The organism is Ferrimonas senticii DSM 18821 (assembly GCF_000422665.1).
Lineage (GTDB): Bacteria > Pseudomonadota > Gammaproteobacteria > Enterobacterales > Shewanellaceae > Ferrimonas > Ferrimonas senticii.
Genome location: NZ_AUGM01000026.1, coordinates 1 through 23,919, shown reverse-complemented (window position 1 = coordinate 23,919; position 23,919 = coordinate 1). Strand labels below are relative to the sequence as shown.

The following is a 23,919-nucleotide window of genomic DNA, read 5'->3' as shown; positions in this document are numbered from 1 at the left end:
AGTAAGAGAGTACCGTCATGAGCCAATGGCAACCCACCGCCGATATCAGCCAATTGCGTCGCCGCGCCCAGATGCTGGCAAAGATCCGTCAGTTCTTTGCCGAGCGTGAGGTGCTGGAAGTGGATACCCCAGCCCTAAGCCAAGCGATGACGACCGATCCGCATCTGGTCAGCTTCGCCACCACCTTTGTTGGCCCGGGCGCCTCGCAGGGGTTGCCACTGCATCTGATGACCTCGCCGGAATTTCATATGAAGCGGTTGCTGTGCGCCGGTTCTGGCAGCATCTATCAGATCTGCAAAAGCTTCCGTAATGAAGAATCGAGCCGCTACCACAATCCGGAATTCACCATGCTGGAATGGTACCGCGTTGGCTTTAACGAACACGATCTGATGGCCGAGATGGCTGAACTGCTGAAAGCGGTGCTGGGCTGTGGTGAGCCAGAAAAGATCAGCTATCAGCAGGTGTTCCTAAATACCCTAGGCATCGATCCGTTAACCGCTACCGTAGCCGAATTGCAGCAACTGTGTGTTGAGCACGGCCTGGGTGATGTGGCGCTGACCGAAACCACCGAAGCGCCGCTGCAGCTGATGCTGTTCTCGATGGTGATTGAACCGTTGATCGGCCAACAAGTGCCGGTGATGGTGCACGACTTCCCCGCTAACCAAGCCGCACTGGCACGGATCAGCGAGACCGATCCACGGGTCGCAGGCCGGTTTGAGGTGTACTTCAAAGGCATAGAGTTGGCTAACGGCTTTTATGAACTGGCTGACGGCGATGAACAGCTGCGCCGCTTTGAAGCCGATAACCGTCTGCGTGCCGAATTGAACTTGCCACAGGCCCATATCGATCACCGACTGATCGCCGCGCTGCACCACGGTTTGCCGGAATGCGCAGGGGTGGCCTTAGGAATCGACCGGCTGTTTATGTTGGCTATTGGTGCTAATCACATCGAACAGATCACCGCCTTCCCTGTGCAGCGGGCGTAACGCTGTAGCGAATGCGTTGCAGCCTCAATGAGTTGTTAACTTGATGTAAAGGCGTCCAATCATTACCCTGAGCGAGACTCGCAAAGGATGGGTGGTTGATGTCGCGGCGTGTACTTTTACACTTATTGCTGATTGGGTATCTGGCGCTGTTGTCGCTGGCGACCCAAGTGCACGCCAGCACCCATCTGGTTGATCAGCCCCATTCCCATAGTCATCAAGGCTATAGCTGCGAGTGGTGTCATCAACTGCATCACCTTGGCTCGGCGCTGCCTGCTGCCGAGCTGATCATTCCGATTGTCCCTTTTAAATCGTTGATGTCGACTGGCTCGACCGAGCTGCAAGGCCATCAACGGGTTAGCCGCTGTCAGATCCGCGCCCCTCCAGTCCATTAGTTCGCTCCAACAGTTAGTTACTTTTTGCCGCCTGAGTGCGGTCTGTTACTTGTGTCTAAATGGAACTGGAATAACGATGAAAACCAACAAAATTATGGCTGGCCTGGCGCTGGCGTTTAGCTCATCTGCAGCAATGGCGGTGGAGATCGCCACCCCGGCGATCAGCGTGGTATTGGATGGCTACTACCAAGATGGCGACCGGGCGATGGCGATGCGCGAAGACGGTTTCGGCCTTGGCCACACCGAACTGGCGATCTCCAGCAGTATTGACGATATGTTCTTTGGCAAGCTCACCACCATCCTCGAAACCCACGATGGCGATACCGAAGTCGAGCTGGAAGAGGCCTTTATTCAAACGCTGGCGATGCCGGCGGGCTTCTCGGTTCGTGCCGGTCGCTTTCTTTCGGACTTTGGTTATCTCAATAACCAACATCTGCACAGTGACGCCTTTGTTGAGCGGCCGGCGGTCTATCGTGGCTTCTTTGGCGGCCATTACTTTGATGACGGCGTGCGGCTGAACTGGGTGGCGCCCACCGATCTGTATTGGACGTTGGGAGTAGAGGGCTTCTCTGGTGATGCGTTGCAAGCCGAGGGCATCGTCGAGCCGGACAATATCGGCGTTGTTCATGGTTACAGCAAATTCGGTGGCGATATTGGCCGCAGCCACAGTTGGCAGTTGGGGCTTTCTTATCTGCATAACGCTAATGGTCGCAGTGATATGGAACACGACCATGGCGCAGAGGAGGGGCATGGCCACGCCGACGAGGAACACGGTCATAGCCATGGGGTTAGCTTCACCGGTGAAACCCTGTATGGCATCGATGCGGTCTATAAATGGGCGCCGAATGGCAATTATAAAAATCAGCATCTGACCCTATCGGCGGAATATCTGCTGCTCGATGACCTGTTTGTCACTGAGCATCACGATGAGCACGCTGAGGAAGAGCATGATGAGCATGGCAGTGAAGCCCCAAGCGATTACAGCGGTTGGTACGCTTCAGCGGTCTATCAGTTCAACCCCAACTGGTCAGCGGGTGTTCGTTACGGCGAGTTGGATGCGGCGCTGGTTCATGAAGAGGAGCACGAGGGAGAGCATCAGCTGCATTTCGAGCAGGGCAAATTGAAAGAGACCGAACTGATGCTGGCGTGGCACCACAGTCATTTCTCGACGGTGCGGCTGCAGTACAGCCACATCGACGATGGCCTGTTTGAGTCAAAAGATGACAACGTCATTACCCTGCAATTTATCATGACCCTAGGAGCGCACGGTGCCCATCAATTCTAATCAATCCCAGTGGCTACGAGGGTGGATTAGGGCGGCACTGATTTCGGCAGCCGCGTGGCTGCCGTTATCGGCACAGGCATTGAATATCTTTGCCTGTGAGCCGGAATACGCCGCTCTGGCCAAAGCGCTGGCGCCGAATGCCGAGGTTTTCAGTGCGACCTCGGCGATGCAGGATCCTCATCATGTACAGGCTCGTCCTAGCCTGATTGCCAAGCTTCGTAACGCCGATCTGGCGATCTGCGCCGGCGCCGAGTTAGAGGTGGGCTGGTTGCCTATGTTGCAGATGAAAGCCAATAACCCTCAGGTGCGTGATGGCAAGCCGGGGATGCTGTACGCCGCCGACTATGTCGAGGCGATCGGCAAGCTGGATCAGATCGATCGCACTATGGGCGATGTCCACGCCAGTGGCAATCCGCATTTTCATTTTTCACCGACACGGATCGCTCAGATCGCTGCGGCGATCAGTGATCGTTTAATCCTGCTGGATGGCGCTAATGCCGATCATTATCGTCAACAACAGCAGCAGTTTCGCGATCGTTGGCAAGCGGCGCAGCAGCGTTGGCAGCAACAAGCCGCGCCGCTCGCTGGCATCAAGGTGATCGCCTATCACTCCAATTTCGCCTATCTGTTTGACTGGCTTGGGATCGAACAGATCGGCGATCTGGAACCCAAACCGGGCTTACCGCCGACCACCAGCCATCTCAGTCAGCTGTTGGCACTTAGTAAGCAGCAGACGGTGACCGCAGTGATCTACAACGGCTATCAAGATCCCCGCGGTGTCGACTGGCTGAGTCAGCGCACTGGCATTCCGGCGGTGCGCTTACCTTATGGGCCCGGAGTCGATGGCATTGACGATCTGGCGGCGTTGTACGATCGGGTGATTGCCGATCTGTTGGCGTTGCTATGATCGAGTTGCTGCCGATCTTGTTACCGGCGCTGGCGGCGGGGTTGCTGGTGCTGGCGACCCATGTGCCGATGGGGCAGCAGGTGCTTAAACGCGGGATCATCTTTATCGATCTGGCGATCGCCCAGATCGCCGCGCTTGGGGCGGTGCTGGCGGCCACCCACCATGAGCTCGCGCATCTGCCGCTGGTGCAGTGGTGGTTACCGTTGCTGTTCGCTTTGGCCGGATCGGGGTTGATCGCGCTGCTGGAGCGTCACGCCAAAGCGGAGCTGGAAGCGCTGATCGGTTGTTTGTATGTGCTCTCTGCGGTGGCGGCGATGCTACTGCTTAGTGGCGATCCCCACGGAGGTGAACAGCTAAAGCAGTTGCTTAGTGGCCAGATCCTTTGGACCGATTGGTCGTCGCTGTTGTTGCCGACGTTAGTCACGGCACTGTTATTGGCATTGCTGTGGTGGCGACCGTCGCTGCTGGAAGGGGCAAGCTTCTATCCGCTGTTTGCGTTGATGATCACCATTGCGGTGCCGATGCTGGGGGTTTATCTGGTGTTTGCCAGTTTGATCATTCCGGCGCTGGCGGTGGCTCGCGGCAGTGGCGTTACTGCCTTATTGGGCGGTTATGGCGTTGGTCTTGGCGGCTATCTGCTGGGACTAATAGCATCGGCGTGGTGGGATCTGCCCTCCGGTGCCGCCATTGTGATGGCGCTGGCGGCGGTGGCATTGCTGTGGCGCGGGCTTTGCGGTTTACTCTCGCAAGCTTAAACTGCCAATGTTAAAGCGCCTGTCGCTTAGGATCTTTGGGGTAATAGCGGCTGGTTGCTGTGGTTATCTGACCAAAGCGGCGGGTGTTTTTGTAGGGCAGCTTCATAAAGCCAGCAATGCCGATGTCATCAATGTCAGCCACGGCGGCCAACAGCCGTTGTAGGCCGCGTTTGAAAGCCAGTTCACGGCTGCGATCGTGCAGCTGCAGGCAGCTGTGGATCTTCAGGTGATCTTCCAGTGCTTCAAAGATGATGCAGCCGCTGTGGTGGATCAGATTCAGTTGCCCCAACTGACTCATGATGCTGGCGGGTAAGGTTAGGGTTTCATCGGTATCGCGGCCATCTTCAAAGTAGGAGTGTAGTTGGCTGCGCGGCTGCACGTCATCCTGCGGCAGTGGTTCTACGGTAAAGGGGATGCTGAGCTGACTGTCGGCGCTAAAGCGTTGCTTGGCATCGCGGCGCTGCAGGTGCAAGGTATCGCGGGCATCGAAGAAGCAGGCTTTAAACAGCGCCCCGGATTGTTGCGGTCTGACCGCCTGCGCCAACTGAACCAAGTTATTGATCACCTGCGTCACCGGCGTGGTTAAGGTTGGATCTTGCAGTTGCAGGCTGCAGTCGATATCAACCCCAGCTGAATGCCAATGCAGCACCAAACCGCCCAGCAGCGGGTATTGTCCCAATTGCCCCAGTGCCACGACTAAGCCCTTCTCGTTATCGCCCATCCCTTGCAAAAAGTCGCGGTAGTAGTTGGCCGCCTGCAGATCGACCGAGCTTAGCGATGCCGGCAGCGGCTGATTGGCCAACAGAAACGATTTGCGCGAGCTATACACCACGGTTTCCACCTGCTTGCCTTGCTGATGGCGTTGCAGTGGCAGCAGACAGTGGGGCTTGGTCTGCGGCAATGGCGGTAGATGCCAGTGAGCACTTGCGCTGAAGGTGGCAATGAAATGATCACCGGCCTGGCGTTGCTGCTCGGGATCGTCACCGAGCAGGCCATCGAGGATCTGCGCCAGCGGTTTTGGCAGGCCAAGGCTGCTGGCGGGCTGTTGCTGTTGGCCGAAGCGGCTGATCTGACCGGAGGCTAGCGCATACAACGTGGCGGCGGCGCCTTGCTCATCAAAACGGGGCGAGGAGGGCAGCCCCTGCAGTTGTTGATTGCCAATAAAGTAACTGTCGCCCATGCGGGCGTTACTGCCATGGAGGCCATCATAGTGACCGAGGTTATGGCCGATAGCATGGCCTTGAGCATCTTGTTGGGCGAGTACCGCCGAGCCCCAATCCACTAATGACAAGCGTTTTCGGCGCGGCTCGAACAGCAGATTGGCCGGTTTGATGTCACCATGGACAATCGGCCGTGGCAGCGCTCTGAGATAACCGAGCAGTTCCGCCAATTGCTGACCGATGGCCATCAGGTAATGCAACGGCAAGCGGCCGCTGCGCCGGGCCAGTTGCGCCAGATCCCGTCCTTCGGCGCGGGCCATCTGCAAAATCGGTTGGCCGGAAGCCTCGACGTAATCGCTGAAGGCGGGAATGTTGGGGTGCTGCAGCTGTGACAGGATTTCGGCTTCATCCCGCAGTCGCTGTTGCAGTGCCGGTGCCAGTGTCCGCCGGGCAAACTTAAATACCTGCTCGCCATGTTGGGGATGCTGACCGGCAAACACAAAACCAAAGACTCCTTTACCAATCAGTTGGTTATGCCGATAGCCCAGCTGCCGCAGTTGCTGCTGACAGAGTCGCTGCCATTGCCTCAGTTTGTCGGCATCATCCTGTTTTAGTAGATAAATGCTCTGTTCTTCGGCGATATAGAACTGCTGTAGTGGTGGTTTACTGGTGGAACTCATCCTTTAGCTTCACTCCTTGGTGACTGGAGTTGATCCAGATCACGGCTATTGCATCTGAAACTACCTAGCGCAGGGGTCTGTGCCAGACTATAGCGAAACTGAACTGGGACCAAACGTCATGACTTCTGTAACCCAACCACTGCAGCTGGATCGCAGCGATCTGGCTGAGTTACTGGCGTACCCACGCCGGAAAATGCGCGACAATATGGACACTCGTTTTTGTAAACACGCGGCGTTCTATAACCCGGTGGATACTGAGTGCACCTATTGCCATCAAGAGATGGAATGCAAATGGCTGAATCATAACGATGAGCTGATCTCCATCGAAAACAAAAGCGATGACGATCTGCGTCGTGAACTGACCAAAGCGATGGATTATGTTGAGGCGCAGCTGACCGCCGCGCACCTTAATCGTCGTGCTTGTGGCTGTGATAACTGCGCTTGGTTAGGCAAAGTCCGCAAGCTGCTGCAAATCGTCAACTGAGCTTTTTAGCCTCGCATCGGGCGCGCTTTCTGCTATGATCGCGCGCCTGTTTTTTAGCCAAGACTCCTGTAATGATCATCTCCGACGCTTATCTGCAACGCTTTGGCGGCATTGGCCGTTTGTATGGCGCTGACGCTTTAACCTGCTTTGCGCATGCCCACGTGTGCGTGGTTGGCATTGGTGGTGTAGGCACTTGGGTTGCCGAAGCCTTGGCGCGCTCCGGCATCGGCCAGATCACTTTGATCGATCTGGATGACATCTGTACCACCAACACCAACCGCCAGATCCACGCCCTGAAAGGCACCGTTGGCCACTCTAAGGTGGCGGTAATGGCGGAGCGCATTCGAGCGATCAACCCGGATGCAATCGTTAATGAGGTCGAGGAGTTTGTCGATCTCGACAATATGGCGGAGCTGCTGACCAACGAGTTCGATTACGTAGTGGATTGCATTGACTCGGTCAAAGCCAAGACCGCGCTGATCGCCCATTGCCAACGCCGTAAGATTAAGCTGGTGACCGTTGGTGGCGCTGGCGGTCAATTGGATCCAACTCGGGTGCAGGTCAGCGATCTGTCCAAGACCATTCAAGATCCGCTGGCGGCCAAAGTGCGCAGCAGCTTGCGTAAAGATTACGGCTTTACCAGCAACCCGAAGCGCAAGTTTGGGGTTGAATGTGTGTTCTCCGATGAACCTCTACGCTACCCCGGCAGCGATGGCCAAGTGTGTCTGAACAAGGCCGAAGCGGAAGGCCCGAAAGCGATGGACTGCGCCAGTGGTTTTGGCGCAGTGACCTCGGTGACTGGCACCTTTGGTTTTGTGGCGGCATCGCGGGTGCTGATCAAGCTGGCCGAGCGCAACGCGCGGGAAAAAGCGGCGGCTAAATAGCATTGATAGCTGTTAGTCGACAGCCATTAGTTATCAGTAAAAAGCGCCCAGATCCGATGTGGACTGGGCGCTTTTTGTTTTTCGCTATTGCTGATAGCTAACTACAGCTCACTAATTACTGCTAACGGCTTTGATCTGCTCAACCACCGCATTAAGGCCGTTGCTGCGGCTTGGGCTGAGGTGATCCGTCAACCCTAACTCGGCAAACCAGCGGTCCAGATCTAAGCTGGCCAGTTCGCTGGCGGTTTTGCCGTTGCTGGCGGCCAGCACCAACACCAACAGGCCACGGACGATCCGCGCTTGCGAATCGGCCAGCCAGTAGTGCTTGCCGTCGATCTCGGCGTGGTGCAGCCAAGTTTCACTTTCGCAGCCGCTCACCAACGCCGCTGGAGTTTGCAGGCTGGCGTCCAGTTTCGGCATCCGCTCGCCCAGTTTCATCAAAATGCGGTAGCGCCCCTGCCAATGGCCTTGTGCCTGCAGTTCGTCATTAAGGCTGGTTTGGGTCAGCTGCTGCCCCAGCGGGCTATCGAGAAACCGTTGTCGATCAAGCGTCATCGTTGATGAATTCCAAATACTCGGTTAAGGCATCGATAAAGGCATCGACGTCCTGTTGATTGTTGTAAGCCGCCAGTGACATTCGGCAACTGCCACTGATCCCAAGGTGCTGCATCAACGGTTGGCAGCAGTGGTGGCCGCAGCGTACCGCGACGCCAGCCTGATCAAGCCAGACGCCGATATCGGCGTGGTGCTCGCCATCGACGTTAAATGCCAGCGAGCCGATGTTATCGGCAAAGGCGCTGTAGAGGGTGACTCCGGTCAGTGCCCGCAATTTATCTTGGGCATAGTTCAGCAGTTGCTGTTCGTGCTTGGCGAGGGCGCGGCGATCTTGGCTCATCAGCCACTGCGCTGCGGCGCCCAGACCCACCGCTTCGGCGATCGCTGGGGTGCCTGCTTCAAACTTAAATGGCAGCACGTTGAATTGGCTTTGTTCAAAGCTGACGGTGGTGATCATCTCGCCGCCAAATTGATAAGGTGGCATCGCCTCCAGCCATTCGCTTTTGCCCCACAGCACGCCAATGCCAGTTGGGCCATACATTTTGTGGCCAGAGAAGGCGAAGAAATCACAGCCCAGCGCCTGCACGTCGACCACTTCATGGGCCACTAACTGGGCGCCATCAATAATCACCACCGCGCCAACCGCTTTGGCCGCCGCGATGTAGCGGGGCAGATCCAGTCGGCAACCAAGGGCGTTGCTGACCGCAGTGAGCACCACCACTTGCGGCTTCTGCGCCAGCAGTTGTTGATAGGCGTCGAAATCCAACCGGCCATCGGCGGCCATTGGCACCGGCTTTAGGGTCGCTTGTTTGCGGCCACAGGCTTGTTGCCACGGCACGATGCTGGCGTGATGGGCCCATTGATCCACCAGCACCAGTGCATTCGGCTTAAGCACTAGCTCGCCCAAGCTGGACGCCAGCAGGTTCATCGCTTCGGTGGTGCCGCGGGTAAACAGCGTTTGCTCAACCTTGGGCGCGTTTATCAGCGTCGCCAAAGTGCGCCGAGCGCCCTCAAACGCACGGGTCGCGCGTGCCGACAACTTATGCGCGCCACGATGAACGTTGGCGTTGTCATTAGCGTAGTGCTGCGCCATCGCGTCCAATACCGCAGCGGGCTTTTGGGTGGTGGCAGCGTTATCAAGGTAGTGCAGGCCGGATTGGGCCAATGCCGGGAATTGCAGACGCAGGGTTTCCACTGGGTTCCTTTGGGGCACAAGGTTAATGGCGCAAGTATACCAGCAGTGTTCAGGGCGCGGGTTAACTTGGTTGCGGCTGCGTAAGTAATGAATCAAATTGCATGACACTGATTAGACCAATTGGCTTGTGGATTGATTTGGTTGCTGTTTTACTGGCGTCGGGAGAAGTAACAATTCAGTAACAATGCAATCAATCACCAAGGAAGAGCAAAATGATTAAAAAGCCAATGTTTCTATCCGCGGTTGCCTGCGCCGTTGTGTTAGCTGGTTGCAACAGCGACTATGAGCTGCCGACGCCACCGACCGAGACACCACCAGCGGTGACCCCAGAGCCGCCGCCAGAGCGACCAACGGTAACCACTATGGCGGATGGTGATCTTGAAGCGCGGATCCGCTGGACCTCTTATGGGGTGCCGCATATTGAAGCCGACAGTTTGCAAGAGATCGCCTTTGGCAGCGGTTACGCCCAAGCCAAAGACCATATGTGCATCTTGGCGGACAACATTGTTAAGGCCAACAGTGAGCGCTCGAAGTACTTTGGTCCGCACAAGTCGATCGACTTTACCACCGGCGAGATCCTTGCCGCCGACAACCAAAACCTGATCAGTGACTTTGGCTACAAAGCTTTAGGGGTTCGCGCCAGTGCCGAGCGTTTGCTCGAGCAAATGCCAGAGCGCTCCCGAGCGATGCTTTCCGGCTTTACCGAGGGTTATAACCTCTATCTGTCCGAGCAGGATCCGAGCGCTGAGCCGGTGCGTTTCTGTGATGGTCAGCCGTGGCTACAGCCGATCGACGAGACCGATATGCTGACCTATCTGTTCTCGATCGCCTTGCTGCCGGGTTCGGCTAACTTCCTTGACCTGATTTTCTTTGCCAATCCCGGCGATGGCGATGAATACCTGCCAACCCCTGCGGCGCTGGCACAGCTGACTGAGCAGCAGTATCAGCAGGTGGCGCAGATCCACGCTAAGGCCAACAAGCGTTCGGCGCAGTTGACCACCCCAGAACTCAATCCGGTGGATTTAGGCTCGAATGGCTGGGGGATCGGCGGTGATTTGTCGGCCAACGGCAAAGGCATCGTCCTTGGTAACCCACACTTCCCGCACACCGGCGAACTGCGTTTCTGGCAATCGCACCTAACCATTCCCGGAGAGCTTAATGTGATGGGCGGCTCGTTGCTGGGGACGCCGGGGATCATCAACATTGGTTTTAACCAAAACCTTGCTTGGACTCATACCTTCGCCACCTCCGAGCACTTCATCATGTACAACTTGGCGCTGAAAGAGGGCGACCGTAATACCTATCTGGTGGATGGCGAAGAGCTGCCGATTGAATCGGAAGTGGTCACCATTGACGTCAATATTGGCAATGGAGTGGTGATCCCATTCCAGAAAACCATCTATCGCACCGCCAAAGGGGTGATGGTGGAAGCGCCACCGGAGGCCGCGCCGTTTGGCTGGGACGACAACCAAGCGTTTATGATCCAAGACGTCAACAGCGAAAATGTCGATATCCTGGAGCAATGGTCGGCGATGAACTTGGCCAGCAACTTGGCTGAATTCCAACAAGCCTATAAAGACTTCGATGGCCTGATCTTCAACAACACCATGTACGCCGATGATCAGGGCAACGCCTTCTTTATCGATGATTCGGCGGTGCCGGATCTGGGCGATTATGCCCTGCAAGCGCTGCAGATCTCGCCAGACATCATCAACACCCGTAAGCAAGCCGGCTTTACCGTGCTGCCGGGCAATGACAGCCGCTTTGCCTTCGATGGGGCGGTGCCATACGAAGAGTCACCGCAATTGCTGCGCCGCGATTTCGTGCAGAACTCCAATAACTCCTATTGGCTGACGAACCCAGCGGCACCAATCGAAAATGTCTCTTTGCTGTTTGGTGATCGCCGTAACGAGCAGACGCTGCGTACCCGCATGGGACTAACGTTGCTGGATGAGCTGGCGGCGTCGGAAGATGGCAAGATCGATGCGGCGGAAGTGGAAGCGGCGATGTTCTCTAACCGTGCCTACTTGGCCGAGTTGGTGCTGCCGCAACTGCTGGCGCAGTGTGAAGCGCAGGGCGAAACCTTAGTCGAGGCCGCCGATGGCATCTCGGTCAGTGTGGTTGATGCTTGCGCGGCGCTGGCGCAGTGGAATGGCAAACAGGATCTCGACAGCATCGGCGGTGCGCTGTTGCGTGAGTTTGGCCATCGCTTCGATAGCCAAACGCACTTGACCACCCCGTTTGTATCGACCGATCCGGTCAATACCCCAAATACCCTTGGGGAGCAGGGGATGGTGCTGTTGGCACAAGCAGCCAAAACCCTAACCGACGCCGGTTTTGCCTTGGACGCGCCATTAGGGGCGATGCAGTTTATCGAGAAGTCGTTGCCCGATGGCTCCAACCCCAGTGACAGCGGCATCAACGTTAAGATCCCGATCCCCGGCAGCAATAACTTCGAGGGTGGCTTCAATGTCTTTAGCTACGGCCAAAGCGACCTGGATGGCACCTTGTTGCCCAATCACAGCTACCCCGCTGCGGCGGATCCATTCAGCGATAAGCCGCTGCGATCGAAACTGACCACTGAGGGGTATCACGTTCGCTACGGCACCAGCTGGGTGATGGTGGTGGGCTTTGATGATAACGGTCCGAAGGCCCGCGGCTTGTTGGTTTCGAGCCAATCGAATAGCCCGGCCTCGCCGAGCTGGAATGATCAGACCCAGTACTACGCCGACAATAACGGTTTGCGTGATCTGCTGTTCACTGAAGACCAGATCGCGGCCGATGTGCAACAGGAGTTGACTATTCGTTTGCCGCAAGCGGTCGAGTAATTCGCTTGCTAGCCAGCTTTGCAACGGCGGCCATTAGGTCGCCGTTTTTGGTTGGTGGAGATGGCGATTGCGGCCGCTTTGTTTGGCTAGATAGAGCGCCGCATCGGCGCTGGCGATGCTGTCGGTTAGGCTCATCGACGTTAAATGATCAGCAGTGCCAATCGATAGGGTGAGTGGTTGGCCATGGGCAAATTGGTGGCTTTGGCAAGCTTGCAACAGCCGTTGCGGTTGGCGTAGATCGCGGGTTGGCGCCAATACCAAAAACTCTTCGCCGCCATAGCGAATGCAATCCCAGTGAGCGGGCAGTTGCTGTCGCAGTAGCGTGGCAATCTCTTTTAAAATCAGATCGCCAGTTTGATGGCCAAATTGGTCGTTGATCGCTTTAAAGTGATCGATATCGACCATCATCACCATCTGCGTCGGTTCGTGGCGACGGTGGCGTTGCAAACGCTGATTAAGATAGGTGCGATTGTATAGGCCGGTTAAGCCATCGTGTTCACTGAGTCGTTGCATCACCTGAGCATGACGCTTTAAGCGGAAACCTTGCGAGCGGATCTGCCGCGCTTGAGTGAAGAGGGTACGCGCCTCTAACTCTTTACGCAGTGCGCCGACAGCGCACAGCAAACCGGCAGACAGATAGATCACCAAACGATCCAGCTCGGCTTGAAAATCCACTGGCAGCAGTATCGGTGCGGTGATCGCCACATAGGGCACGACAATTCCGGCAATCACCAGCAGCGAATAGCGCAAACTTAATCGAGAGAACGCGCTGGTGTAGATCAGCAGCAAGATGGTGCCGCCGTGATAATTGTCGTTGCCAAGATGGATGGCGAAGCGACCAACCAAGGTGAGAAATAACCCGGCGCTGATCAAGGTGACGGTTTCAACGATCTGTTGGCTCGGCGGTTTGGACTCACGGGTGGCAAACCACGTTAGACAAAACACCCCGCAAAGCCCCCAGCGCAGCAGGGTGACCGGCAGCCCGTAATCGGCCAAAGCAAACAGATCGTAGATGCCAAACAGGGCAAACAACGCTGCCGCCACCAAAATGATGTAGCCGTTGGGGTGATAAAGCTGCTGATGATGGAACAGCTGATATCTGGCTTGGGTAATGCGGTTGGTCGAGATCGACAGCGGCAGCACGAGATGAATCCATTCAATTGATAGCGCCACTATCGGCGAGCTTAGCGATCAAGGTACCGACAATGGCGGACTTAACTTTGCGCTAGGTCAGCGTTTACGCCTTTTTAATGCGATTGCGCTTGGTTTAGTACAACTCAGGGTGCAGAAACGGCGCCAGTAACAACAGCATGGTGTCGCGATAGGTGCTGCTTCGGTCCAACAAGTTGTTGGTCAAGATACCAATCGCGCCGCCTTTTTGTTTGATGTTGTGGTCGTTGAACAGTTGATCCATCAGTGGCCCTAACTCGCCGCCAGTCTCCAACTGCTGGGCAATCGTTTCGGGTAGCGGCAGGGTGCCGCTGCGACCAATTTGTTGTCGCTGCTGATCCGCGATGGCGACATAGGCAAAGGTGTATGGCTGGCCGTCAATACGGGCAAAACCACCTTCAAAGGCGGCATAGAAATCGGCGTTGGGGTTGTGTTGTTGCAATGCTTGCAGTCGATTTGCGGCCCCTAAGCGAGTTTCCGCTTCACTGAGTGGCTGCTCTGCCACCCCAGAAGGGACCGAGATCCCCTCTATTTGCCAGTCGCTATTAGGGAAGGCCAGCGTCAACGCCTGCTGCGCGGCTTGAATTTTTACTGGGTTGCTGGAGGCCACCAACGCCAGCTTTGGTGGCGGTGTGGTTGCTGCGGTCGGGCTCATGATTTGCAGTCATCGGTAAGGAGGTATTTGCCTGTTATTTTGCCAGATGGGCTGCGACAATGTGATTGGTTTGGCTTGGAATTTTCTTACCATGATGGATCTGTTGATCTACCTCGCACTGGGGGCGCTGGCGGGCACCCTATCAGGATTGTTCGGCATTGGTGGCGGGTTGGTGATTGTACCAGTGCTGATCACCACCTTTAGCATTATGGGGCTGAGTAGCGACGTCTATATCCATATGGCGATCGGCACCTCATTGGCGACCATTGTGGTGACCGCCGCGTCGGCAATTCATAACCATCATAAACGCGGCAATGTTGATTGGCCGGTGGTTAAGCGTTTTGCTCCTGGGGTGATTGTTGGTGCCTATCTTGGGGGGATGCTGGCGGATCGCATACCGGCACAGAGCTTGGGGATCGTGCTTGGGGTGTTTATGTGGGTGATCGCGCTGCAGATGTTGTTATCACTGAAACCTGACGCTGGCCGCCAGTTGCCCTCGCCGGCAGGGTTGTTGGTCAGCGGTGGGGTGATCGGCACGTTATCGGCGATGGTAGGGATTGGCGGTGCCAGTTTGAGTGTGCCGTTTTTGCGTTATTGCTCGATGGCAATGCAACGGGCGGTGGGCACCTCAGCCACCTTGACGCTGCCGTTGGCGCTTGCTGGTGGTAGTAGCTTTATCGTCAACGGTTGGGGCAGTAGCGGTCTACCGGAGTGGACTTTAGGTTACGTGTATCTGCCGGCATTTGTTGGCATTGTTATCGCCAGCTCGCAGTTTGTTCGAGTTGGCGCAGCGCTGGGGGCGCGGTTATCACAATTGTGGCTGCAACGAGCGTTCGCGTTGTTTTTATTGTTTATGGGCTGGCAGTTGCTATTTAACAACTAGATAACGTCACAAGTGATTGAAAAGCCGCTTATTAAGCGGCTTTTTTTGTCCCTATCAGGGAAAGTTTTGGCTGTCATCTTAGTTTTTGCACCAATGTGGTGCAGTGCGATTTTGGCCGGTTTGACTGAAGTTGATTCGATTTAATTTGTCTTATCCGCGCTTAACTTGGATGGTCTGTTTTTGGTGATCGCGATCACGTTTGGCTTTTGAAATTGTGCGCAAGCGCCAATTTTTACCCCGATTTGATCAAGAACACATTGTTCTGGATTTTACTGGTAAGATGGTCTGACCAATTGTTGGTTGCGGTAAATTGCTGTTTGAGTTTGTGATCGGCCTCACTTTTGAAATTATCTTAAGTGATCCAGATCGCTTTTTAATTTCTACAAATCCCTATTCTGTGCCTCGCTAACTCGAACTCTCCTCGTAGGTGACTACTATGCAGAACAACATTGCAACCGCAGCAGACAAAAAGTCCGTCGGTTTTACCAAACAAGACCTGACCTGGTCTCTGTCCATGTTCGGCACCGCTGTAGGTGCTGGTGTACTGTTCCTGCCAATCCGTGCAGGTCTGGAAGGCTTTTGGCCGCTGATCCTGATCGCTGCCCTGGTTGGTCCTATGACTTACCTGTCTCACCGTGCGCTGGCTCGTTTCGTATTGTCTTCTGACAATAAGAAAGGCGACTTGGCTGACGTGGTAGTAGAACACTTCGGCAAAAACGCCGGCGTACTGATCTCGTTCCTGTACTTCTTCGCGATTTACCCAATCGTGCTGATCTACGGCAACGCCATCACCACCACCGTTGACTCCTTTATGGTGAACCAGCTGGGCATGGAATCTCTGCCACGTTGGATCCTGTCCGGTATTCTGGTTGGTGCCATGATGTCTGTGATGATCATGGGTCAGAAGCTGATGCTGCGCGCTACCGAAATGCTGGTATACCCACTGGTTGCGATTCTGCTGGGCATGTCCCTGTACCTGGTACCACAGTGGTCGTTCGAAGCGATGTCTTTCGACAAGATGCCTTCTATCGGTAACATGCTGATGGTGGTTTACCTGACCATCCCGATGCTGATCTTCTCTTTCAACCACAGCCCTGCGGTATCTACCATGGCGCAGGCTCAGCGTGACGCTCATGGTGACAACGCGGTTGCTAAGTCTGATCTGATCCTGAAGAACGCGTCTTTCATGCTGCTGGGCTTCGTAATGCTGTTCGTATTCTCTTGCGTACTGGCTCTGTCCCCAGAGCAGCTGGCAGAAGCGAAAGAGCAGAACCTGTCCATCCTGAGCTACTTGGCTAACGTTTCTGACCAGCCAATCATCGCTTACATGGGCCCACTGGTTGCGTTCCTGGCTATCTTCTCCTCTTTCTTCGGCCACTACCTGGGTGCCAAAGAAGGCCTGGCTGGTATCGTTCGCAAGGGCGCACCACAGGTGATTGAAGCCACTGGCGAGAAGAACTTCGACAAAGCACTGGTTGCCTTCTTCTTCTTCACCACTTGGGGTGTAGCAGTAATCAACCCATCGGTACTGGGCATGATCGAATCTCTGGGTGCACCGTTCATCGCTGCCATCCTGTTCCTGATGCCGATGTACGCGATTAAGAAAGTACCAGCAATGAAGAAGTACGACGGCAAGCTGTCCAACATCTTCGTAGCGGTAATGGGTGTGGTGGCCATCTCCTCCATCGTTAACGGCCTGATCTAATCAGCCTCCGTTAAGACCTCGCCGGGTCGAAAGGCCCGGCGTTGTTATTTCCAAAGCGTTTAAACCCAATGTTTAGCGGATTTGCTTGCCATTTGGTTTAACCGTTTTATTTCCGTTTTCACGGCTTATCGAGGTAATCCTGATGTACAGCGTATTTGATATCTTCAAAATCGGTGTTGGCCCATCCAGCTCTCACACCGTAGGGCCGATGAAGGCGGCGAAAGAGTTTATTGACGATCTGCGTAGCATGGACAAACTGCGTTCCATCACCCGCATCAGCGTTGATATCTACGGCTCTCTGTCACTGACCGGTAAAGGTCACCACACTGACATCGCCATCATCATGGGTCTGGGCGGTAACAGCCCAGAGAGCGTCGACATCGATGCGATCCCTGGCTTTATCCAGCGTGTTGAGCAAACCGGCCGTCTGCCAGTGGGCATGCATTGCCACACTGTCGATTTCCCGAATGGCTCCGTGGTGTTCCACGAAGACACTCTGCCGCTGCACGAAAACGGCATGTCTATCCACGCTTACAACGGCGATGAAACCGTTTACAGCAAAACCTACTACTCCATCGGTGGTGGTTTCGTGGTGGATGAAGAGAACTTCGGTAAGCCAGACTCTTCCCTGAAGCCACTGCCATACGCGTTTACCGATGCCGAATCACTGCTGAAGCTGTGTAAAGAAACCGGCATGAGCATCAGTGCGCTGATCATGGAAAACGAGAAGGTGTACCACTCCGAAGCCGAGATCTACGAGAAGTTCGGTGCGGTATGGAACGTAATGCGCGAGTGTATCGAGCGTGGTTGTGCGACCGAAGGTGTCCTGGCTGGTCCTTTGCGTGTACCACGTCGTGCGGCAGCGCTGCATCGTCAACTGGTGGCCAACCAATCGATGAGCAACGATCCAATGGCGATCATCGACTGGGTTAACATGTTTGCGCTGGCGGCTTCCGAAGAGAACGCGGCTGGTGGTCGTGTGGTGACTGCACCAACCAACGGTGCAGCTGGCATCATTCCGGCGGTACTAGCGTACTACGACAAATTCATCGAAAAAGTGGGCGTTAAGCAGTACACCCGCTTCTACTTGGCTGCCGGTGCGGTCGGTACCTTGTACAAGATGAACGCGTCTATCTCTGGTGCCGAAGTAGGTTGTCAGGGCGAAGTTGGTGTGGCTTGTTCGATGGCGGCAGCGGGTCTGGCTGAACTGATGGGTGCATCACCAATGCAGGTATGTACTGCGGCACAGATCGGCATGGAGCACCACTTGGGTCTGACTTGTGATCCTGTAGCGGGTCAGGTGCAAGTACCTTGTATCGAGCGTAACGCCATTGCTGCGGTGAAAGCGATCAACTCTACCCGGATGGCGATGCGTCGTAGCTCCGATCCAGTAGTATCGCTGGATACCGTTATCGCGACCATGTACGAGACCGGTAAAGATATGCATCCGAAGTACCGTGAAACCTCCCGTGGCGGTTTGGCGATTAAAGTACTGAACGTGTGCTAATTCATTGAATTAAAAATCAAACCAGCCTTCGGGCTGGTTTTTTTTTGCGCCAGCGGTAACCTTGACTGTTAACCAAGGATCAGCGGAATTTGGCGGCAGGATGCGCATCGTCTTTATCAGTTTGTGTTGTTTAAGCGCCAGTGTCTGGGCGGATTTCAATCAAGCGCTTTCGGATTTTCACAACAACGACATCACCATTGCTAAGCCACAGTTTGCCGCGTTAACGGACGCCGGTAGCGTGCCAGCGATGCACTACCTTGGGCTCGCCTACCTGCAACAAGCCACGCCAGAGCCGATCCGCGCTTATGGTTGGCTCGCGTTAGCACGCGAACATGGTCATCAAGCCAGTATCGAGGCGATCGATAAACTGTGGCCGCACTTTGGCGTGCGTCAGCGTTACCTCGCCGAGCAGCAGCATCAGCAACTGTCGCAACGGTTGGGGCCGCAGGCGTTAGCGCAATCGCTGTTGCCGGTTTGGCAACCGCAGCGACGACAACCACCACTGTTGGCGGCGGCGACTCATCAGCAGCAGGTTAAACAGCGACAAAAGCTATCTCAGCAGGTGAAATTTCCCCGTCAGGCGCGGCGTCAGCAGCAAAGTGGTTGGGTGTCGTTGGGGTTCGACATTGGCGTTGACGGTATTGCCGACAACGTGGTGATTGTCGCTGCTTATCCGCCACAAACATTTGAAGAGCAAGCGTTAGCGCTGCTGGCCGAGCGTCGTTATCAGCCATCGACGGAGCCACTTTATGGGCAGCAATTACGCTTCAGTTTTCGCTTTGATGCGTCGGCGTTAAGCGACAACGAGTTGCGAGAACTGCGCCGCAAAGCGGCCTATGGCGACGTTCAGGCGGCCTTTCAATATGTGACGGCAATGCTGGAGCAGTCGACACTGCCAGAACAACAGTTGCGTTTGGAAACCATGCCGCTGTTATTGCAGGCGGCGCAAGGGGGGATCGTTGCCGCGCAGTTGCAACTGTACCAGCGCCTGTGGCTTGGCGATTGGGTCGAATTAGATCGCGACAAAGCTCGGCGTTGGCTCGACTTGGCTGCAGCCAGCGGCGATCCGTGGGCGCAGATGATCAAAGCTCAGCACCTAAGCTCGACGCAGCCGCAGTTAAGTCTTGACTACCTCAAGCACGCTGCTGCTGACCTGCCTGCGGCGAAAATCCTGTTGGTCGAGCGCTTGCTGGATTCGGCTTCGCCAGCGCTTGCTGAGATTGAAACGTTGCTCGAGCAGGTGCCGGGATCACAGCGCAGTGACCAGTGGTGGCTGCAATTGGGCCGTTGGCATCATCAGCGCGGTGAACCAACTAAGGCGCTTTCAGCATTAGCGCGGGGGCAGAAGTTGGCAGAGCAGCGGCAACGATCGCCGCAGGCGTTTACGGCTTTGGCTGCGCAATGGCAGAGTGACTGATTGGATCTGTCACGCCATGAGGGATGATCACTTGGGTTAAAAATTGGCTGGCGCTAAGCGGTGCACTTAAGTGATAACCTTGGCCGTAGTGGCAACCCAGTTGCAGCAGTTGGGTGATCAATTGCGGCTTATCGATGCCTTCGGCGACGACTTCGATCCCCAGTTGCTGGCACAACATAAATATCGCCTTTACTACTGTCTCGCTGCGGCTGTTGGTATCCATCCTGCCGATAAAGCTGGAATCGATCTTTACCAGATCGAACTGCAATTGATGAAGGTTGCTCAGCGAGGCGTAACCGGTACCAAAATCGTCCATCATCACCCCAAATCCAGCCTGTTTCAGTTTCCGTAAAAATTGGCTCGCTTGCTGCGGATACTGTTGTAGGTTGCGCTCGGTGATCTCCAGCATGAACTGCTGTGGTTGCAGGCCAGAATCATTAACGGTTTGCGCGATAACATCGGCGCTATCGCTGTGGTTAAGCCACTCGGCGCTGATGTTGATGCTCAGAGTGGTGGTCGCTAAGTGGGGGTACTGTGCTAGCCATTGGCCAAACTGCTGGCAGCTTTGGCGTAACACCCAACGATCCAATTCAAAAATTTGCCGAGATTCTTCCATTATCGACAGAAAATGCTTTGGCAGTAATAGCCCTCGGCTTGGATGTTGCCAACGAACCAGCGCTTCAAATCCGCGCAGTGTGCCGCTTTGCAGAGTAAATACCGGTTGGTAATAAAGCTCAAACTGGTCTGAATCAAGCGCCCGTTGCAGCTCATTTTCCAGCTTCATTCGTTGCTGGGCGAGGGTGTGCATGCTGTCGTTAAACACCACCGGTTGGTCGCTGTGGCGCTGTTTGGCCTGATACATCGCCAGATCCGCGTCTCTCAACAACTCAACAGGTTGCAAATAGTCGCGATGGCCAAAGGCGATGCCGATGCTGGCGCCGCTGTAGACCTCTTCATTGTCGATGAAAAACGGCTTACTTAAGGTTTGTTGGATGCGACCGGCGGTACTTACCGCGTCACACTCTTGTTTAATGTGCTCGAGTAAAATCGCGAACTCGTCGCCGCCAAGGCGCGCAACGGTATCGAAGCCCCGCAGACAACCATTTAGGCGATGGGCGACCTGACGCAGCAGCAGATCACCAGTCAGATGGCCAAGCGAGTCATTGATCACTTTAAAGCGGTTTAGGTCTAAAAATAGCAGCGCGTATTGGTAGCTAGGATCGCGCTGCTTCAGGGCGATAACTTGCTGTAACCGCTGCATGATCAAGGCCCGATTCGGCAGTCCGGTGAGGTGATCATGCAGGGTTTCGTGGCGTAGCTGCATCTCCACCTGGCGGCGTTGATTGATCTCGCGTTCCAGTTCGGCGGTGCGTTGTCTTACCGCCAGTTCCAGTTGCTGTTGATTGTTGGCCAGTTGCGCTTGGGTGCGGTGACTGCCGATCACATTGGCAATATGGTGTGCTAGGTGGCCGACCAAGCGCATTTGCGGTTGGCCATATGCGTGTTCATGTTCGAAATCTTGCAGGATCACAGCACCGATAGCTTCACCTGCATAGATCAACGGCGCCCCTAACCAGCACGCGGATGGCTGGCCAAAGGGTTCCGCTTCCCCTTGCTCAAACAGCTGCTGAATTTCCGCTAGGGTAAGCAATACCGGCCGTTGTTGGCGGATCACGTATTCCGACAGGCCACGGCCGTTAATGCGAATTGCGGTGCCATTAAGACTGGCATCGGTGTCGTACACGAATTCAAGTCGTTGCGGCCCCGTCAGCAGGCCAATGGCAAAATGTGCCGCGGGCATTAACTTACTGAGCAGTTCCTGAAATTTCGGGTACAGCGCGTCAACCTCAATGGGTTGTTGGCACAGTTCGGTGATCTGACACATCACCTCAAACGTCTGCTCTGAGCGTCGTTCTAAACGGGCGGTAACATTGGCTTCGAAGCGTTGTTGCAATCGGCGCAGTCGGGTTAGCACGGCATTGATGGCTGGAGCCAGTTGATCGAGCAGAGCGCGATCGCGACTGTGGAAGCGGTGTTGTTGGTAGGACTGAATCACCAAGGCGTGTTCAGCAATCCCAGCATCGTTATGGATGATGCTGCCCATCCAGCTCTCTGGCAGTGCCCCAATCAGTTGCACTTGACCGCTGTCCATCAACTCGGCGATATCTTCTCGCTGCAGTAACACCGAGCGACCATGCCGCATCAGATAGTGGGTGACGCCATTGGCCAGATTTATCGGGATCTCGGTATCAACGTAATCACGGATCCACATCAATCGCGGGCACTGCTGAGTAAGATCGCATAACAGCATATTGCTGGCCGGCAGATGCTCACAGAGCAGTGCTTGCAGCTTTAAGCAAAAGCCGTTGATGCAGTCGACGTCACCGCCAATCTGGGTAATTTGATCACTTAGGGTAGACGCACAAACTGAGGCAGCGACGGTCATTGATAAGACCAACTGTGAAATCGATGAAAAACAGGTGCAAATTTTGCCACCGAGATGAAGTTAACGCCACGTAAGTAAATGTTTAGTTGCTCACAAATAATGGAATAAATAGTTGTTTTTGTGTGAGTGATAATCCGCAAGTGGTTGTTTATACAGAAGTTGATCTGTCGCTGTGAAGCCGATCCATTTCGGCCAGTAGCCAATTACAGTAAGGTAAACAGAGTAAAATTAAGGGATTAAGGAAATTGCTTATGTTGAATCCAACGTTCAGTCGTCGCCTGTTGCTGTTATTAGCCATCGAAGCGCTTGATAGACCGTCAGTGCCGACGCTGATGGCCCATCTAGGCTGGCCACGTCGCACGGTACAAGATGTGATCAAGTCAGTGGCAGGTATGGGAGTCGTCGTGCATTTTGTTGAAGATGGCGTTCGCCATAATGATGGCTATTACCGAGTCGACGATTGGGGCAGCATTAATCGCCAATGGGCACGGCAGCAGCAAGCGGCATTGGAACAAGCGTTGCTATAACGGCAGTAATAACAGCAGCAATCACTGCGGCAATAGATCATATATATAAGAGAGGTGCTGATGATTCAGCGCCTCTCTTATATAAGGTAGGGCTACGCCATTAACCGCCGAGCGGCATCAACGACGACGGCGATGGCGTCTTTTTCGGTTTGCGCCATCGTGGCTTCATTGGGGATCTCTTGCTGGGTGCGATTGACGATCACCCCAGCGACACACCCGGCGCGTAGGCCCAGTGCCGAACACATGGTGAGTAACGTTGCCGATTCCATCTCGTAATTCAGCACGCCAAGCGACTGCCATTCGGCCATCGAACCCTGGAAACGGCGGATCACCGATTTCGAGATGGTGTCGTAACGCTCTTGCCCTGGGTAGAAAGTATCGGAACTGGCAGTAACACCCACATTAGGTTGGTGACCCGCCGCTTGGGCTGCGGCAACCAGTGCCGCAGTACAATCGAAATTGGCCACCGCAGGGTATTCCAGTGGCGCAAAGTGCTGGCTAGCGCCATCAAGGCGTACTGAGCCGGTAGTGACAATCAAACTGCCAACATTGATATCCGGCTGAATCGCACCGGTGGTACCGATGCGAAGAAAAGTGGTGATCCCTAACTGGGCTAACTCCTCAACTGCAATCGAGGTGGATGGGCCGCCGATGCCGGTAGAACAGATCACCAGCGGCTTGCCATCGAGCTTACCTATATAAGTAGTGAACTCACGAGTTGCCGCTAACTTAGTGGGGTTATCCAACAGCGCCGCAATGCGAGCGACACGTTCTGGATCGCCAGGAACAATGGCGGTGGTCGCGCCCTCAAGCATGGCGCGGGTTAACCCCAGATGAAAAACCTCACTCATACAAACCTCAATATGTTGGTTGTGCTAACTAAATGCGTGTCGCAAGTGTAGACGGCAGGCCCGATCTGACGAAAGTTGTCGCTTCGACTAAGCTTTGCAACCACGATTTGGATCAATCATTGCGGCAAAAAACCGCAGTAGATGACAATTTCTGTGGATAAGTTTGTGGTTAAGCGGGTAATGGCTGTGTCTTTAACCGAACGAATCAAAACAGTGAATTTTCCGGTTGCGCCAAATCGAACCGTCCCTATAATGCGCCTCTGTCGACGGGGTACAGCGAGCAAATCGCCGCAGTGAAAACCAAGTCGGCCGGTTCGAAAAAGAAGTTAGAAAATAACGCTTGACGAACCAAACGGATACGCTAGAATGCGCGTCCTGTCTCGAACGAGACAAGCTCTTTAAAAATTAGTCAGACAATCTGTGTGGGCACTCACGTGGAACGAGAAATCATCATTTTCTCGATGAAGCTGAAGTGTTCACGCAACATGCAGAATGTTGAATTTTCGGATTTAACATCTATCAGAATTCATTGAGTAGTCTGTGATTGTTACTTCGGTAACGAGAATGGACGATAAATCAAAATCTTTTAATTGAAGAGTTTGATCATGGCTCAGATTGAACGCTGGCGGCAGGCCTAACACATGCAA

The 23,919-nt window shown here is 54.7% G+C and carries 20 protein-coding genes; 13 read left to right on the top strand and 7 right to left on the bottom strand.

What is annotated here, in order from left to right:
• Positions 1–17: 17 nt before the first annotated feature.
• The 5 genes from epmA (at position 18) to G506_RS0112765 (ending at position 4,325) form a co-directional block, all read left to right on the top strand.
• On the top strand, positions 18–986 hold the full coding sequence (epmA, locus tag G506_RS0112785; protein ID WP_028117209.1) for an elongation factor P--(R)-beta-lysine ligase: 969 nt from the start codon (positions 18–20) through the stop codon (positions 984–986).
• A 98-nt stretch (positions 987–1,084) separates the two neighbouring features.
• Complete coding sequence (locus tag G506_RS0112780) at positions 1,085–1,378, top strand: DUF2946 family protein (protein ID WP_156904901.1); 294 nt, start codon at positions 1,085–1,087, stop codon at positions 1,376–1,378.
• Positions 1,379–1,454: 76 nt separating this feature from the next.
• Positions 1,455–2,663: a membrane protein gene (locus tag G506_RS0112775; RefSeq protein ID WP_028117207.1), complete on the top strand. Its 1,209-nt coding sequence runs from the start codon at positions 1,455–1,457 to the stop codon at positions 2,661–2,663.
• Positions 2,647–3,570, top strand: a complete 924-nt coding sequence (locus tag G506_RS0112770) for a metal ABC transporter solute-binding protein, Zn/Mn family (RefSeq protein WP_028117206.1) — start codon at positions 2,647–2,649, stop codon at positions 3,568–3,570. The genes G506_RS0112775 and G506_RS0112770 overlap by 17 nt, the downstream gene beginning before the upstream one ends.
• Positions 3,567–4,325, top strand: a complete 759-nt coding sequence (locus G506_RS0112765) for a metal ABC transporter permease (RefSeq protein WP_028117205.1) — start codon at positions 3,567–3,569, stop codon at positions 4,323–4,325. Before G506_RS0112770 ends, G506_RS0112765 begins: the two co-directional genes overlap by 4 nt.
• A gap of 10 nt (positions 4,326–4,335) precedes the next feature.
• On the opposite strand, the gene G506_RS0112760 is transcribed toward G506_RS0112765, so the two are convergent.
• A complete protein-coding gene (locus G506_RS0112760) occupies positions 4,336–6,165 on the bottom strand; it encodes a protein kinase domain-containing protein (protein WP_028117204.1) in 1,830 nt (609 codons plus the stop codon).
• Between the two features lie 118 nt (positions 6,166–6,283).
• Between G506_RS0112760 and G506_RS0112755 the strand changes: the two genes are divergently transcribed.
• Complete coding sequence (locus G506_RS0112755; RefSeq protein ID WP_035387338.1) at positions 6,284–6,649, top strand: hypothetical protein; 366 nt, start codon at positions 6,284–6,286, stop codon at positions 6,647–6,649.
• Between the two features lie 77 nt (positions 6,650–6,726).
• Positions 6,727–7,533 carry a tRNA cyclic N6-threonylcarbamoyladenosine(37) synthase TcdA gene (tcdA, locus tag G506_RS0112750; RefSeq protein ID WP_028117202.1) on the top strand — a complete coding sequence of 269 codons (807 nt, stop codon included), beginning with the start codon at positions 6,727–6,729 and terminating at the stop codon, positions 7,531–7,533.
• Positions 7,534–7,644: 111 nt separating this feature from the next.
• Here the strand turns inward: tcdA and G506_RS0112745 are convergent, their stop codons facing one another.
• Together G506_RS0112745 and G506_RS0112740 are read right to left on the bottom strand one after the other, a co-directional pair.
• The gene (locus G506_RS0112745) at positions 7,645–8,088 is read right to left on the bottom strand and encodes a SufE family protein (protein ID WP_028117201.1); all 444 of its coding nucleotides are present in this window, start codon (positions 8,086–8,088) and stop codon (positions 7,645–7,647) included.
• Positions 8,078–9,283, bottom strand: coding sequence for an aminotransferase class V-fold PLP-dependent enzyme (locus G506_RS0112740; RefSeq protein ID WP_051202114.1), 1,206 nt, complete (start codon positions 9,281–9,283; stop codon positions 8,078–8,080). The genes G506_RS0112745 and G506_RS0112740 overlap by 11 nt, the downstream gene beginning before the upstream one ends.
• Positions 9,284–9,495: 212 nt before the next feature.
• Between G506_RS0112740 and G506_RS0112735 the strand changes: the two genes are divergently transcribed.
• The gene (locus G506_RS0112735) at positions 9,496–12,111 is read left to right on the top strand and encodes an acylase (protein WP_028117199.1); all 2,616 of its coding nucleotides are present in this window, start codon (positions 9,496–9,498) and stop codon (positions 12,109–12,111) included.
• Between the two features lie 33 nt (positions 12,112–12,144).
• Here G506_RS0112735 and G506_RS0112730 read toward each other — a convergent pair whose 3' ends face one another.
• Positions 12,145–13,254 (bottom strand): GGDEF domain-containing protein, encoded by a 1,110-nt coding sequence (locus G506_RS0112730; RefSeq protein WP_156904900.1) that lies wholly within the window; start codon positions 13,252–13,254, stop codon positions 12,145–12,147.
• Positions 13,255–13,378: 124 nt separating this feature from the next.
• Positions 13,379–13,936: an inosine/xanthosine triphosphatase gene (gene yjjX / locus G506_RS0112725; protein WP_051202112.1), complete on the bottom strand. Its 558-nt coding sequence runs from the start codon at positions 13,934–13,936 to the stop codon at positions 13,379–13,381.
• A 91-nt stretch (positions 13,937–14,027) separates the two neighbouring features.
• Between yjjX and G506_RS0112720 the strand changes: the two genes are divergently transcribed.
• The 4 genes from G506_RS0112720 (at position 14,028) to G506_RS0112695 (ending at position 19,448) form a co-directional block, all read left to right on the top strand.
• Complete coding sequence (locus G506_RS0112720; RefSeq protein WP_240473426.1) at positions 14,028–14,819, top strand: sulfite exporter TauE/SafE family protein; 792 nt, start codon at positions 14,028–14,030, stop codon at positions 14,817–14,819.
• 436 nt (positions 14,820–15,255) lie between these two features.
• Positions 15,256–16,524 (top strand): aromatic amino acid transport family protein, encoded by a 1,269-nt coding sequence (locus tag G506_RS0112710; RefSeq protein ID WP_028117195.1) that lies wholly within the window; start codon positions 15,256–15,258, stop codon positions 16,522–16,524.
• Positions 16,525–16,666: 142 nt separating this feature from the next.
• Entirely contained in the window at positions 16,667–18,031 is a 1,365-nt protein-coding gene (locus G506_RS0112705) for an L-serine ammonia-lyase (protein ID WP_028117194.1), read from the top strand.
• A gap of 100 nt (positions 18,032–18,131) precedes the next feature.
• Complete coding sequence (locus G506_RS0112695) at positions 18,132–19,448, top strand: energy transducer TonB (protein WP_028117193.1); 1,317 nt, start codon at positions 18,132–18,134, stop codon at positions 19,446–19,448.
• Here G506_RS0112695 and G506_RS0112690 read toward each other — a convergent pair.
• The gene (locus G506_RS0112690; RefSeq protein WP_028117192.1) at positions 19,414–21,894 is read right to left on the bottom strand and encodes a putative bifunctional diguanylate cyclase/phosphodiesterase; all 2,481 of its coding nucleotides are present in this window, start codon (positions 21,892–21,894) and stop codon (positions 19,414–19,416) included. The genes G506_RS0112695 and G506_RS0112690 overlap by 35 nt on opposite strands.
• 251 nt (positions 21,895–22,145) lie before the next feature.
• On the opposite strand from G506_RS0112690, the gene G506_RS0112685 reads away from it, so the two are divergent.
• Complete coding sequence (locus G506_RS0112685) at positions 22,146–22,421, top strand: helix-turn-helix domain-containing protein (protein WP_035387334.1); 276 nt, start codon at positions 22,146–22,148, stop codon at positions 22,419–22,421.
• Positions 22,422–22,513: 92 nt separating this feature from the next.
• Here G506_RS0112685 and udp read toward each other — a convergent pair whose 3' ends face one another.
• Positions 22,514–23,272 (bottom strand): uridine phosphorylase, encoded by a 759-nt coding sequence (gene udp / locus G506_RS0112680; RefSeq protein WP_028117190.1) that lies wholly within the window; start codon positions 23,270–23,272, stop codon positions 22,514–22,516.
• Between the last annotated feature and the right edge of the window lie 647 nt (positions 23,273–23,919).